We start from the raw sequence: 13,913 nt of genomic DNA, 5'->3' as shown, positions 1-13,913 counted from the left end.
CCCTCACTTCCCGACGTTCGCGAGCGTCGGTTCCAGCTTGTCGAGCACGTACGGCAGCGACAGCGCGGTCGGCACGTTGATGGCGTTGATCGTGATCATGTCGACGAAGGCGATGCCGCCCTGGCGCACCGACGGCAACTCCGCGTAGCCGGGCAGTTGCTTGAACTTCGCCTCCAGGCCCGGTGCGGCGCCACAGACCAGCAGATCGGCGGTCAGGTCGCCCAGCCGCTCCGGCGACAGCGCCAGCCGGCCTCCGCTGGGCGCCTCCGCCACCAGCTTCTCCGGCATGGTCAGCCCCATCCGCGTGAATGCCTGGGCGGAACCGTCTTTCGGGTCAGCGAGCACCATGAGCTGGGTCGGGGTGGTCAGCATGCAGGTGAGGAAGGTCTTGCCGCGCAAGCCCGGGTGCCGCGCGGCGACGGCGTCGATCTTGCCGTGCACATCGGCGATCACCTGTTCGGCCGCCGACTCCTTGCGCAAGGCCTTGCCGAGCGCGGTCGTCTGGTCTTCCCAGGGGTCGATCTGGGCGCTGGTCAGCGGGCCGATCGTGGGCGCCAGCTTGGACAGCTTGTCGTACATGGCCTTGTCCATCATGTAGCCGGGGGCCACGATGAGATCCGGGTTCAGCGCGGCGATCTGCTCGGCGACGTCGCCACCGGCGGTCAGCGCCTTCGATTGCTGGGCCAGCGACTGCGGCAGCCAGGGCACCGTCTGCCCGGGCGCGGCGCCGGGCACCAGGTAGCCGACGGGCGTGACACCCAGCGCCACCGCGGCGTCGAGCCACTGCGGGCCGATCGTGACCACCCGTTCGGGCGTGCCCTCGATGGTGGCCTCGCCCATGGTGTGTTTGATGGTCACCGCGTCGCCCGACCCGGACGTGCTGTCGCTCGACCCGCACGCGGCCGCGCCCAGGACGAGCCCCAGTGCCATTGCGGCCATGACGGTGCGCCGCGCTGCGGCCCGCGCACGGCGCCCGAAGGGCCGCCTCGCGAGTGTTCGACCAGGGTTCATTCCGTCAGCTCCTTCTTCACGATCCGCCGAATACACGGACCCTCGATCTGGTAGCTTAGGCTAAGCTAATAAGGTTGTGGAGGTGAGTCGGCCCACCAGCTGCCGCGGCGGAGCCGCACCGAGGCCGTCCGCGAGGACCAGCCAGCCGTCCGCGGTCCAGCGCGCCCGCGCGCCGGTCCGATACAGCCGGGGCGAAACTCCTTCGACCGGAAAGGGATCGGCGAGGAAGCGGCTCGCGGCGGGCCGGGCGCCGTCTTCCATCAGCGCGGCGCCCCCGGCGTAGACCTCCCCCACCACGCCCGGCGGCACCGGCTGCCGGTAGTCGTCGAGCACCAGCAGCCGGGCGCCGGGGATCGGCCGGGCGCGGCCGCTGCCGTCGAGCGGCCCGCGGGCGACGGGACCGGCGTACACCGGCAGTGCGTAGCCGAAACTCGTCACCGCCTCCGGCGACGAGGCGCGCAGCCGGTCGGACAGCCCTGCGGGGCACTGTGTTCCGACGACGTCCCAGCGTCGCACCGTGGGCAGGCCGCAGCCGCGCAGGCCCGCGAGGTCCGCGGGCGAGGCGACCACGTGGGTCACCGAACGCGCGCTGATCAATTCGGTCAGCGCCACCGGATCCGTGCGCTGGGCGTCGGTCGGGACCACCAGCGTCGCCCCGTCCGCGATCGCGGCGAGCAGCTCCACCAGCGTGCCGACGCTGTCCCACGGCGCGACGACGAGCCGTACGTCGGGCGAGCCGAGCGCGGGATCGGCCCACTCCCAACGCTGTTCGGCCGCCACCGCGCAGCGGTCGGCGACCGCGACGGCCACCGCACCGGCGGTCACGGCCACGCTCCGGCTCCCCGCACCGAGCCGAATCAGGCCGCCGTCGTGCACGGCCGGAAGCGCGAGCAGCCGCACAGCCTGCTCCGCACCGGCGGCAGGCGCCGACCGCGTACCGGCCGATCTGCCGACGCGGGCGCACAACTCGCCGTAGTCGAGACGGTCGTCACCACAGCGCACCGCGGGCCGGGCGACCGGTACGGCCCAGGCCCGGCGCAGTAATCGGGGGAGGCCCACCACGTCCGACGGTTCCACCCCGGTCGCCCATTCCTCCAGCAGCCGCTGCCGCAGCGCCGGTGTCAGCCCGGAAACCGTTCGCGCCCCGGCCATCCCGGACATCACGCCGAGCATCAGCCCACCTCCAGCGGTGTGTTGCGGGCCGCGGCCGCCTCCACCAGCGCCGCCAGGCCGCCCACAGTCGGGGTCTCGAACAGCACCCGCACCCCGATCTCGACATCGAATTCGGCGCGGATGCGGGCGAGCAGCCGGGCCGCCAGCAACGAGTGGCCGCCGAGGTCGAAGAACGAGTCGTCGGCACCGACCCGGTCGGCCCCGAACAACTGCGCGAACAGTTCGGCGAGCCGGATCTCGGTGGCGGTCACCGGTTCCCGGTACAGCTCGACGCTCGCGGGCGCGGGACGGGGCAGCGCGCGCCGGTCGAGCTTGCCGTGTTCGGTGAGCGGGATCTCGTCGATCACCGCGAAAGCGCTGGGCACCATGTACTCCGGCAGCACCGCCGCGGCGTGCGCGCGCACCGCGTCGATGTCGACATCAGCGTCGGCCGCCGGGACGACGTAGGCCGCCAGCACGGTGCCGATCGCCTTGTCCGGCACTGCCGTCGCCACGCACTGCGCCACCGCCGGGTGGCTCGCGACGGTGACCTCTACCTCGCCGAGCTCGATCCGGTAGCCGCGCACCTTCACCTGTTCGTCGGCGCGGCCGAGGAATTCGAGTTCGCCGCGCACATTGCGGCGCGCCAGATCTCCGGTGCGGTACAGGCGGCGGCCCGGCTGGAACGGGTCGGCCACGAAGCGCTCCGCCGTCGCCCCGGTGCGCCGCAGGTAACCGCGCGCCAATTGTGTTCCGCCGAGGTAGATCTCGCCGACGACGCCGGCGGGCACCAACTGCAACCGCTCGTCGAGCAGGTAGACGTACACATTGCGGTTGGGGTGCCCGATCGGCACGATCCGGGTGCCCTGCGGGCCCTCGACGGTCAGGTGCGTCGCCGAGACGACGGCCTCGGTGGGGCCGTAGTGGTTGCGCAGTTCGGCGTCGAACACCCCGGCGAAGCGGTCGGCGACCTCTCCGTGCAGCGCCTCGCCACCGACCGGGACGTGCCGCAGCGCCCGCCACTGGTTCACCTCGGGCAGCATCAGGAACGTCCGCAGCAGCGACGGGACCATGTGCAGCACGGTCACGCCGCAGCGGGAGATCAGGTCGGCGACGTAGGGAATGTCGCGGAAGGCGTCGGGCTTCGGAACCACCAGGCAGGCGCCGAGGGTCAGCGTGACGAACAGGTCGAGCAGCGACGCGTCGAAGCTCACCGACGACGACTGCAGCAGGCGGTCCCGCGCCTGCATCCCCCATTCCGCGCAGAAACCCGCCACGTGCTCGGCGATCGCGGCGTGCGCCACCGGGACGCCCTTGGGGGTGCCGGTGGAGCCGGAGGTGTAGATGACATAGGCGAGGTTGTCCGGCCGCAGCGGACGCACCCGGTCGGCGTCGGTGGGGGCGGTGTCGGGCAACGCCGCCGCGTTCTCGGCCGCGCGCATTTCCTCGTGGCCCAGAACGAATCGCGGATGCGCGTCGGCGACCATCCGATCGATGCGCTCGGCGGGATAGGCCGGGTCGATCGGCAGGTAGGCGGCGCCTGTCTTGAGCACGGCCAGCACGGCGACGACGAAATCGACCGAGGTGGTCAGCCGCAGTCCGACGACATCCTCCGGGCCGACGCCTCGGCGGATCAGCCCGTGCGCCAGCCGGTTCGCGCGCCGGTCGAGCCCGTCGTAGGTGTACTCCCGGTCGCCGTCGGCCGCGCTGACGAGCGCCGTGGCGTCCGGCGCGCGGGCGACGCTGCGTTCGAACAGCGCCACCAACGTGGTGGGCTCCGACGCGACCAGTTCCCCGTGCGACCGGGCCAGGATGCCCGCGCGGTCCTCGCCGCCGAACATGTCGAGATCCCCGATCCGCCGCCGCGGCTGGGCGGGAGCGGTCTCCAGCAGCCGCACGTAGTGGGTGAGCACTTGCTCGACAATCCGGTCCTCGAGCAGATCCGCCTGATACTCGGCTTCGACGCGGGCGCCGGCGGCGTCCAGGATCACCGTGAGCGACAACGGGATCCGGGTGCCCGGGCTGCCGAACTCGAGCAGCTCGCTCGCGAGACCGTCGAAGGCGAAGCGCGGCAGCCGGTCCCGCACCCCGAACGCGGTGCGGACGAGCTGCTCGAGCCCGTCCCGGCCGCCTCCGCGTTCCGGATTGACCTCGCGCACCACCCGATCGATGCCCACGCCGCGATGGGTCCGGGCGGCGGCGACGGCAGCGCCCACGGCCGCGGTGAGTTCGGCGAAGGTGTCGGTGGGGCGCACGGCGGCGCGCAGCAGCAGCGAGTTGCCGAAGTACCCGATGCCCTCGTTCCCCGCGCGCAGCGAAACCGGGACGGAGACCAGGAAATCCGTCGCCGCGGTATACCGATGCAGGAGCACGTCGTAGGCCGCGAGCAGCACCGCGAACAGCGTCGTGCCCTGCGCCCGCGCGAAGCCCTCGGCGCGGTCGACCGATTCGGCGGACAGCCCGCGGCTGCGTCGACCCGCCCGCGGTGACCCCGATCCTGGCGGCACCGTCCGCCCCGGCAACTCCAACGGCTGCGGCAGCGGCCGCAACACCCGCCGCCAATACTCGACGCCGTCGTCTACCGCACCACCGTCGGCCGTCATGCCGCCGTGCTCGACCGCATCCCCCGCCCCCGTAACGCCGCTGTCACCCACGACGGCACCAAGGTTGGGCTCGGTTGGCGTATTGCCGTAGGCGTGGGCTACCTCGCTCCCCGTAACGCCGCTGTCACCCACGACGGCACCAAGGATGGGCTCTGCGGCAGTGTTGCCGTAGGCGTGGGCTACCTCACCTCCCGTAAAGCTGCTGTCGCCCACGATGGCATCGAGGTTGGGCTCTGCGGCAGTGTTGCCGTAGGCGTGGGCTACCTCGCCCCCCGTAACGCCGCTGTCACCCACGACGGCGGCAGGGTTGGGCTCGGTGGGGGTGTTGTCGTAGGTGTGGGTGACCTCGTCGCAGAAGAGGGGCCAGGAGTCGTCGTCCCAGCCGATGGCGTGTGTTATCAGCGCGAAGGCGTATTCGGTTGCGGCCGTGCGGATCAGCAGGCATCGCAGCGGTGACTCGGTGGTCGGGTCGAAGGGCCGGGCGGCCGCGCGGCGCACCAGGACCTCCAGGCGGCGGGCGCGGCTCGCCTGCGGCAGTTCCGAGATGTCCGATTCCTGCCAGGCGGGGGCCGCGTCGGCGCGCACGACGCGGTGGGGCTCGCCCTCCGCGTCGGAAAGGTAGGTGCTGCGCAGGATTTCGTGCCGGGCGGCGACCGCGTCGATCGCCGCGCGCAGCCGTGCGGCGTCCACCGCGCCGCGCAGGCGGAACACCGCGCAGGTGTTGAGCGTGGTGTCCTCGGGGTCGCGGGTCTGCAGGAACCAGATGCGGCGCTGGCCCGCCGACAGCGGCCGCCGGCTCGCACCGCCGCCCGGGCCGCTCATGCCGGTGCGTCGGTGAGATAGCCACCGCGAGCGAAGAACCCGGCCGCGTCGTGTTCCTGCCCGTCGGCGGCGCGGACCCGGGTGATCAGCAGGCCGCGGTTGCGCCCGCGATGCGCGTCCGGGCCGCAGACCACGACGCCGCCACCCTCCACGACCACCACGCGGCCCGGGGTGCCGCCGTAACGCGCCTCGGACAGCGTCGAGGCGATGATCTCGACCTTCTCGCCGCGATAGTAGGAGAAGGCGCGCGGGTACGGTTCCGACAGCGCCCGCACGAAACGCTCGAGATCGACCGCGTCCCAATGCCAGTCGATGCGGCTGTCCCGCTCGGACCGCTTGTGGAAGTAAGTGCGCTCGGACTTGTTCTGCGGCCGCCACTGCGCGGTGCCGGAATCGAGGGCGGTCAGCGCCTCCTCCAGCACGCCCGGGATGAGTTCCAGCCCGGCGAGCACCAGTTCGGTCCCGGTCGCGTCCGGGCCGATCGGCAGCGCGCGCTGCACCAGGATGTCGCCGGAGTCCAGCCCCTCGTCCATCCGGTGCACCGTCAACCCGAATTCGGACTCGCCGCTGATCAGGGCCCACAGCACGGGCGAGAAACCGGTGAACTTCGGCAGCAGCGAGTCGTGCAGGTTCAGCGTGCCGTGCGGCGGCATGGCGTACAGCTCCCGCGGCATCCAGGTGTACCAGCTGTTCACCACGATGACGTCCGGCTCGGCGCGCTTCACCAGATCGATGGTCTCGGCGTCGGCGCGCTCGGTCAGGTGCACCGGGATGCCGTGCTCGCGAGCCAGTTCCTCGACCGAGTCGGACCAGATGCCCTTGTAGGCATGCTCGCTGGCGGGGTGGGTCACCGCGAGCACCACCTCATGCTCGGAATCGATCAGAGCCTGTAGCGTTTTGCGGCCCCAGGTCTGAAAGCCGAACGACACGATACGCATGAACCCAACCTCATTCTCGAAAACTAAGGGTAGCCTAGCCTAGCGACATTATCGACGGTCAGGCCGGTCGGTGCGCCTCGCCACCGCGGGCCGCCCCGACCATCGGACGCGGCGCCGCCCCGCCCAGCACGCGGTCCGAAAGTTCGCCCAGGCAGCTGAGATTCGGAAATCCGGGCCCCTGCGCCAAGCCCGCGAGATTCGGCAGATACAGCTTCGACTCCAGCCCGTCGACCGCCAGGTCGTGACCGATGGCGGCCTCCAGACGCGCCTGCGTGATCGGGCCGCCCACCGCGAGCTCCACCAGGTCCGCGGCGTCGGCGTCGAACAGTTCCAGGAACCACAGCGGCTGACCGCCGGTCGCGTCGATCACCAGGTCGAAGGTGTGGACCTGGTCCGGGCGTAACTCGTTGCGCAGCGTCAGCGCCACCCCGTCGCCCTGCTCGGCCACCCGCACCACCCGGCCCTGCAGATGATGAACTCGGTTGTCGCCCAGCACATTCTCCTGCACCCGCACCGAGAACACCCCGCGGTCGGTGCGGCGGATGACGTCGCGGCGCTCCTGCAGGCTCAGCGCCCGCCACTTGGCCGGATCGCTGAACAGCGCGTTCTCGAAGAAGCTCTCGCCGCGGGTGTAGATGGTGGCGGCGGGTGAGATCACCGAGACGGTGAGGACGTCATGGTGCACCAGTTCGTCCACCGCCGACCCGGCCGTCTCGCCGCCGCCGATGACCGCAGCGCGCGAGGAGGCAGGCAGCCGGCGTTTTCCGGCCAGATCCCAGAAGTCGGCGATACTCAGCACTTTCGGATGGTCGGCGAGTGCGCGGCGACTGTTGCCCGGACCCGTGATCATCAGCCGATCGGTGTCGATCTCGGTGAGTGTGCCGTCGGAGTCGGCCACCGAGACCAGCCATCCGTCGGCGGCGGCCCGAATGCTGCGGACCGTGCCGGTGACCAGTTCGACCTCGGCCTTACGGGCCACCCACTGCAGATATTTCGCCCAGACGTGGTGGTGCGGGCTGGGGCGGCCGCGGTCGATCCATTCGGCGTAGGTGCCGCTCTCGACCAGGAACGAGGTCCAACTGTAGGCGATCATCGCCTGATCGATCGCCCGGTTGTGCCCACGCGCCCAGGTGGAGCGGTACGGGAAGCCGACGTCCTTCTCCGGGCCGGTGCCCAACCGGTGCTGGCCGTCGGTCCAGCCGCCGCTGGGCAGCCAATTCCCGCCCACCGTATGTGATTCCACGACCACCACGCGCGGAGCGGGCAGACCCAGCTCCCGCAGCACCCGCGCCTTGGCCGCGACGGCCATCGCTTTCGGCCCGGCTCCGACCACGAGAAGCGTTTCCACTGGCTCTCCGTTCAGCTGCGCAGATTAGGGCCGCCCTGAGGCTGACCTTTGCATAGGCTTACCTTATATTGCACTGTGGTGCCAGTCCTTCCGCAAGACCCGAGACGGACGACACCGACGGTCCCGTTAGAGATTGGATATGCCCATGCTCAACATCTCCTCCCGTGCCGTGGCGGCGTTCTCCCTGGCCGCGGCTGTTTTCGTCGGCGGAGCCGCGACCGCGGGCCCGGCCCTGGCCGCCCCGGTGGTCGCTTCCGCGCACGCCGCCGCCCCCGGCGTCGGTCAGCTGCAGAGCAAGCTCCAGCTGATCCTGGACCCGGGCGCCTCGCGCTCGGCCCGCGCCAACGAACTGGAGGCGGGCGAGGCCGGGCTGCCGCTGGTGGACAATGTCGGCGGCGTGATGGCCACCGTGCCGGGCTTCCAGTGGCAGGCCGTCGGTCCGGTCAACGTCGACGGCGACCGGCTCACCCACAACCTGCAGGTCAACGTCCCCGGCTTCGACGCGATGTTCATCGAGTTGTCGTGGAAGGAGATCGACGGCAACTGGAAGCTGACCCGCGAATCGGAGTGCACGATCGCCTACTACGCGAACCAGCCCTGCACGGTCTAGTTTCGCACCAGCCCTGAGCACGGAACCACCCGTGCTCAGGGCTTTCGGCTTCGCCCGCGCCGCCGATGGGCCGCGGCCCGGGCATGCTTGCGGGCAGATGGCGAGTGACCCGGCCCGCTAGGGTCGACGTGTGCGACGCAGGCAGAAGCCGCCGCTGCCGAAGCGGCACGGACTGGATCCGGCGCGGCTGCGGCTGCCGGAGGAAGGCAGCTGGGCGACGATCCGCGACCATCTCGTGGAGCGGCTGCCTCGCGTGCCCGCCGCCCGGATCGACGAATTGCTCGCGGCGGGCGCCATCGTCGATCTGAACGGCCCCATCGCGCCGGACGCGCCGTACCTGCCGGGCGGGGCCGTGTGGTTCCACCGGGACCTGCCGCAGGAGACGGCGGTGCCGTTCGAGATCGCGATCGTGCACCGCGACGACACCCTGCTCGTGGTCGACAAGCCGCATTTCCTGTCCACCATCCCGCGCGGGCAGCACATTCTGCAGACCGCCCTGGTACGGCTGCGGCGAGAGCTGGACCTGCCGGACCTGATTCCGGCGCACCGGCTCGACCGGGCCACCGCGGGCTTGGTGCTGTTCGTGATCGATCCGGCCCGCCGCGGCGCGTACCAGACCCTGTTCCACCGCCGCCGCGTGTACAAGCGGTACGAGGCGATCGCCCGATACGACCCGGCACTCGCCCTGCCGTGCACCGTTCGCAGCCGAATCGTCAAGGAACGCCACGTTATCCGGGCCTTCGAGGTGGCGGGCGAGCCGAACGCCGAGACCCTGGTGGAGTTGCTCGAGCACCGCGACGGGCTGGGCCGCTACCGCCTGACCCCGCACACCGGCCGCACCCACCAGTTGCGCCTGCACATGAACGGCCTCGGCATTCCCATCCTCGGCGACGATTTCTACCCCGAGCTCACCGACCGCGCCGTCGACGACTTCACCCGCCCGCTCCAACTGCTCGCCACCACACTGGAATTCACCGATCCGATCACCCGCGAGCCGCGCCGCTTCACCACCACCCGTTCCCTGCAGGCCTGGACCGATCCGGCCGGCTGGGCGCGATGAGCGGCACCGTCGCCGGCGCCCGGGTGGTTGAATCGTCGCAGCCGACAGTCAGGCGAAGCGGAGGAGTCCAGCATGTCGCAACCACACTCGTCAGCGATGCCGGGCGTGCCCGAGCGCGTCATCCCGTCCGGCCGCTGGTACGCGCTGGGCGCGCTGCTGGTCGTCGCGGGGATAGCCGGGGCTGTCGTCGTCGCGCTGGTCGGCTTCGTGCGGATGTCGGACAGGGTCGACGGCTTCCAGCGGGTGCCCGTGCCGGGGTCGGCGGACGTCCAGATCACCGAAACCGGCGGATACACGGTGTATTTCGAGTACCCGAACGCCTCGTCCCGGGTCTTCCAGGGCAATGTCAACGTGCGGCTCCTCGGCCCCGACGGCACATCGGTTCCGCTGGAGGACTATTCGTCGGCGCTGACCTACGGCCTCGGCGGACATGAAGGGCGAGCGGGCTTTTCGTTCGACGCGGCCCGGCCGGGCACGTATCACCTGGTGACGCAGGGCGACTCGGGCGTCACCGCGGCGATCGGGCGCGGGATCGGGGGCTCGCTCGCCTCGACCATCTTGCTCGCCCTCGGCATCGGCGCCGCCGGTGTGGTGCTCGGTCTCGTGGTGTTCATCGTCGTCGCGGTGAAGCGTGGCGCCGCCAAGCGCCGGATCGCCGCGGCGGGCGGATGGGGGTATCGGCCCGGTCCGCCGCCGCGGCGACAGTGATCAGATGCGCGTGGCCGCTTTCCCCTCCGCCACAGCGTGCTTCGACGGGCCGGTATCTCCGTGACCCGGCCACCACGCCCGCCGACCGATCAGCGCGGTCAGCGCGGGAGTGAAGAACATCGCCATGACGAACGCCGCGATCGCGATGCCGACCGAGATCGCGAAGCCCATCTCCGACAGTACGGTGTTGCCCGCCAACATCATCGAGGCGAAGGTGCCGGCCAGGATGATGCCCGCCGCGGCGATGGTCGGGCCGGTGTGCCGCACGGCCAGCGCCGCCGACTGCCGGGGATCGTTGCCCTCCCGGGCCTCCTCGCGCAACCGGGCCACCATCAGGATGTTGTAGTCGGTGCCGAGCGCGACCACGAACAGATACATGATGAGCGGCAGCGTGAAGATCAGCCCCGACTCGCCCTGCAGGTGCTGGAACACCAGCACCGACGCGCCCAGCGTGGCCGCGAAGCCCAGGAACACCGACAGCAGTAGGTACCACGGCGCCACCAGGCTGCGCAGCAGCAGACCCAGCACCACCATGATCAGCACCGCCGCGACCGGGAACACGATCATGTAGTCGTGGTTCATCGCATCCTGGAAGTCGACGAAGACCGCGGTCATACCGCCGACCGCCGCCGTCGTGCCGGGCGGGGCGGCCTCGTGCGCCGTATCGCGCAGCGGACCCTTGACGGTGTCGAAGGCGGCGTCGGATTCCGGCGCCGAGGCGAGCGTGACCTGATAGTGGGCGACCGAACCGTCCTGCGACCGAACGGGTTCCGCGACCTGGCCCACTCCCGGCACACCGGCCAGGGCCGTCCGGTACGACGCCAGCTGCTCGTCGCTCAGCCCGCCGGACGATTGCAGCAGCACGTCCGATGGCTGGGTGACCCCGGCGGGCATGCCCTTGAGCAATTCCTTGCTGTAGACGACGGATTCGGAGGCGTTCGAGGTGGAGCCCGAGGTGAGGTCGAAGGTCGGGTTGAAGCCGACGGCGAACAGACCGAGCACCACCAGCAAGCCGCCGGACACCACCGCGTACGCCGCGGGCCGCTTGCCGAGCCCCCGTCCGAGGGCCGCGAAGCGAGCGCCCTTCGGCTCGGTGCGCCAGGCCTGCGACGGCCAGAACACCTTGGTGCCCAACAGCGAAACGATCGCGGGCACCAGCGTGAGCCCCGCCAGCAACGCCACCGCGACCGCGATGGCCAGCGCCGGTCCCAGTGATCGGAACATGCCCAGCGTCGACAGCGTCAGCGCCATGAACGCGATGATCACCGCACCCGCGGCCGAGGTGATCGCCTCGCCGACCCGGGTGACCGCGCTGACCATGGCCGTCTTGGGGTCCTCCCCGGCACGCAGCCGCTCCCGGTAGCGGAACATCAGGAACAGGATGTAGTCGGTGCCGACGCCGTAGAGCACCACGATCAGGATCGACGTCACCGAGCTGTCGATCTTCAGGTCGAAAGCCTTACTCACCCAGGCGATCAGCCCGTTCACCACGCCGGTCATCGCGCCGATCACCACGATCGGCAGCAGCGCGATCACCGGGCTGCGGAAGATCACCAGCAGCAGAATCAGAATCAGCAGGATGGTGGCGACACCGATGATGGTCAGGCCCTTCTCCGACGATTCGGTGGCGTCGAGGGCCTGCGCGGCCTGACCGGTGACGCCGGCCCGCAGCTCGGTCTTGTCCACCTTCGAGTGCAGGGCGGTACGCAGATCCCGCACCGCGTCGCTCTGGCGGGTGTCGGTCGCGCTCGTCACCTTGACCATCTGCACTGCGGCGATCTGGACCAGGCGGTTCTCCGACGGTGGCACCGCCGCGAGCCCGGTGACGTTCTGGATGTGCGCGTCCGCGAGCTCCGTCGTGATCGCCTGCACCGTGGCCGCGTCGGCGTCGGTGAGCGGTGCGCCGTCGGAACGTTCGAACACCAGGATCGCCGCCGGAGCCGAACTCTGCGGGAACGCCCGCTCCTGCGCCTGCATGGCCTGGATGGACTCGTAATGCGATGGGAGGAAATCGGATTGGTCGGTGGTGGAGGTCAGTTTCGGAGCGGTCGCGATGACCGCGATCACGATCAGTACCCACAGGCCGATCGTCTTCCACGGGTGATGAACGACCAGAGCGCCCAGCCGTGCGAACATATCGAGGGTCCTTTCCGGTGGGCCCGTTCAGATGTCGAGAACTTCGGTGTGCGGCTGCTCCGTTGCGGCGACCACCCGGCGATACAGCTTGGGCGGGACGACGCCGCGCAGGTCATCGAGCGAATCGAGGATCTCGACGGTGAAATCGCCCCAATTCTGCTCGCCCACACCGAGTATGCCCCGCCAATTGGTCCAGTCGGCGGCGAGGCCGGTCAACGTCGTGACGTCGGACCAGTCCGATCGCTGGCGCTGAATCACGAACTTGCCCTTGCGACTGTGGTATACGCGGTCCACCGTGACGCCGGTTTTCGCTACCTCGCGGGCCTCGGCGAGATAGCGGCCGGTGAAGCGCTTGCGGCGCAGGCCGCCCGGGCCGTCCTTCAGGGTGATCTCGCCGTAGTCCTCGGTGGTCATGACTTCTCCACTTCATAAGTAACTGCGGATTTGCGCATTCGTTGATTTCGGGGCATCCGCCACACCGCGCACACCACCCCGTCTCGCTTCGCCACTATACGTAGACGTATACATACAAAGCAAGACCCGGATCGGGCGGGTCATCAGCACGCCGGAGTGGATGAACGTAGACTGGCGCCGATGTCTCGGAACGATAACGACACCGCACCGGCCGACCTCGCCGGTCCGGCCCGCCGGATGCACGCCTACCTGGACGTCGCCGTCGTCGTGATAGTGCTGGCCTGCACCAATCTGGTCGCCCATTTCACCTCGGCGTGGGCGAACATCCTCACCGTTCCGATAGCCGCCGTGGTGCTGGTGGCGATGATGCGGCGGCGCGGGCTCGGCTGGGCCGAACTCGGGTTGTCGCCGCGGCACTGGCGGCGGGGGACGCTGTACGCGGTCGGGGCTGTCGGCATCGTGCTGAGCGCAGTGGCGATCGGCGCGTTGCTGCCGATCACCCGTCCGTTCTTCCTGGCCGACCGCTACGCCACCATTTCCGGCGCGCTGATCGCCTCGATGATCGTGATCCCACTGCAGACCGCCATTCCCGAGGAGCTGGCATTTCGTGGCGTGCTGCACGGCGCCCTCGACCGAGCCTACGGCGTGCGCGGCGTATTCGCGGCCGGCTCACTGCTTTTCGGCCTCTGGCACATCGCCTCCTCGCTCGGTCTGACCAGTGGCAATCGCGGGCTGAGCGCCATCCTGGGCGGCGGCGTGGCGGGGCAGATCGGGGGCATCGCCCTCGCGGTGCTCGCCACGGCGGCGGCGGGCGCCGTGTTCACCTGGCTGCGGCGGCGCAGCGGCAGCCTGCTCGCACCGATCGCGCTGCACTGGTCGCTGAACGGGGCCGGAGCGTTGACCGCGGCGATTCTCTGGCATACAGCATTGCGCTGACGGCGCCGGTCCGGCGCGACACGCACTCGAATTCGCGCTCGAAAGTAGCGGCCGGACGTGCGATTTCGGATTTCCGACCGAACTGATGTTCGGTGTCGCCATTGACCGCGGGTAGGTCACGGATTACTCTCACTGCGGTCACACATATGTTCGAGTAATCGGCTGTTGCGGATAT

The 13,913-nt window shown here is 70.1% G+C and carries 11 protein-coding genes; 4 read left to right on the top strand and 7 right to left on the bottom strand.

Going from position 1 to position 13,913, the window contains the following annotated elements; all coding sequences use genetic code 11:
• Positions 1-3 precede the first annotated feature (3 nt).
• From NWFMUON74_RS04265 to NWFMUON74_RS04245, 5 genes are all read right to left on the bottom strand, one after another.
• Positions 4-939: an ABC transporter substrate-binding protein gene (locus NWFMUON74_RS04265; RefSeq protein WP_187686683.1), complete on the bottom strand. Its 936-nt coding sequence runs from the start codon at positions 937-939 to the stop codon at positions 4-6.
• A gap of 132 nt (positions 940-1,071) precedes the next feature.
• Positions 1,072-2,184 (bottom strand): AMP-binding protein, encoded by a 1,113-nt coding sequence (locus NWFMUON74_RS04260; RefSeq protein WP_187686682.1) that lies wholly within the window; start codon positions 2,182-2,184, stop codon positions 1,072-1,074.
• A complete protein-coding gene (locus NWFMUON74_RS04255; protein ID WP_187686681.1) occupies positions 2,184-5,588 on the bottom strand; it encodes a non-ribosomal peptide synthetase in 3,405 nt (1,134 codons plus the stop codon). Before NWFMUON74_RS04255 ends, NWFMUON74_RS04260 begins: the two co-directional genes overlap by 1 nt.
• Positions 5,585-6,526: a methionyl-tRNA formyltransferase gene (locus NWFMUON74_RS04250; RefSeq protein ID WP_187686680.1), complete on the bottom strand. Its 942-nt coding sequence runs from the start codon at positions 6,524-6,526 to the stop codon at positions 5,585-5,587. Before NWFMUON74_RS04250 ends, NWFMUON74_RS04255 begins: the two co-directional genes overlap by 4 nt.
• A 58-nt stretch (positions 6,527-6,584) precedes the next feature.
• Positions 6,585-7,874: a SidA/IucD/PvdA family monooxygenase gene (locus NWFMUON74_RS04245; RefSeq protein ID WP_232110833.1), complete on the bottom strand. Its 1,290-nt coding sequence runs from the start codon at positions 7,872-7,874 to the stop codon at positions 6,585-6,587.
• A 139-nt stretch (positions 7,875-8,013) separates the two neighbouring features.
• Between NWFMUON74_RS04245 and NWFMUON74_RS04240 the strand changes: the two genes are divergently transcribed.
• The 3 genes from NWFMUON74_RS04240 to NWFMUON74_RS04230 all read left to right on the top strand — a co-directional run bounded on the left by NWFMUON74_RS04240 (position 8,014) and on the right by NWFMUON74_RS04230 (position 10,252).
• The gene (locus tag NWFMUON74_RS04240; protein ID WP_232110832.1) at positions 8,014-8,484 is read left to right on the top strand and encodes an MTB12 C-terminal domain-containing protein; all 471 of its coding nucleotides are present in this window, start codon (positions 8,014-8,016) and stop codon (positions 8,482-8,484) included.
• Between the two features lie 130 nt (positions 8,485-8,614).
• On the top strand, positions 8,615-9,544 hold the full coding sequence (locus NWFMUON74_RS04235; RefSeq protein ID WP_187686679.1) for an RluA family pseudouridine synthase: 930 nt from the start codon (positions 8,615-8,617) through the stop codon (positions 9,542-9,544).
• 72 nt (positions 9,545-9,616) lie between these two features.
• Positions 9,617-10,252 (top strand): hypothetical protein, encoded by a 636-nt coding sequence (locus NWFMUON74_RS04230; protein WP_187686678.1) that lies wholly within the window; start codon positions 9,617-9,619, stop codon positions 10,250-10,252.
• Here the strand turns inward: NWFMUON74_RS04230 and NWFMUON74_RS04225 are convergent, their stop codons facing one another.
• Together NWFMUON74_RS04225 and NWFMUON74_RS04220 are read right to left on the bottom strand one after the other, a co-directional pair.
• Positions 10,253-12,388, bottom strand: a complete 2,136-nt coding sequence (locus NWFMUON74_RS04225) for an MMPL family transporter (RefSeq protein ID WP_187686677.1) — start codon at positions 12,386-12,388, stop codon at positions 10,253-10,255.
• Between the two features lie 27 nt (positions 12,389-12,415).
• Positions 12,416-12,802, bottom strand: a complete 387-nt coding sequence (locus tag NWFMUON74_RS04220) for an EXLDI protein (protein ID WP_187686676.1) — start codon at positions 12,800-12,802, stop codon at positions 12,416-12,418.
• A 180-nt stretch (positions 12,803-12,982) separates the two neighbouring features.
• Here NWFMUON74_RS04220 and NWFMUON74_RS04215 point away from each other — a divergent pair, with 180 nt between their 5' ends.
• Positions 12,983-13,738 (top strand): CPBP family intramembrane glutamic endopeptidase, encoded by a 756-nt coding sequence (locus NWFMUON74_RS04215; protein ID WP_187686675.1) that lies wholly within the window; start codon positions 12,983-12,985, stop codon positions 13,736-13,738.
• The last annotated feature ends 175 nt before the right edge of the window (positions 13,739-13,913 follow it).

The sequence above is a fragment of the Nocardia wallacei genome (assembly GCF_014466955.1).
In the GTDB taxonomy this organism is placed as follows: domain Bacteria; phylum Actinomycetota; class Actinomycetes; order Mycobacteriales; family Mycobacteriaceae; genus Nocardia; species Nocardia wallacei.
This window is presented reverse-complemented; position numbering and strand designations above follow the sequence as displayed.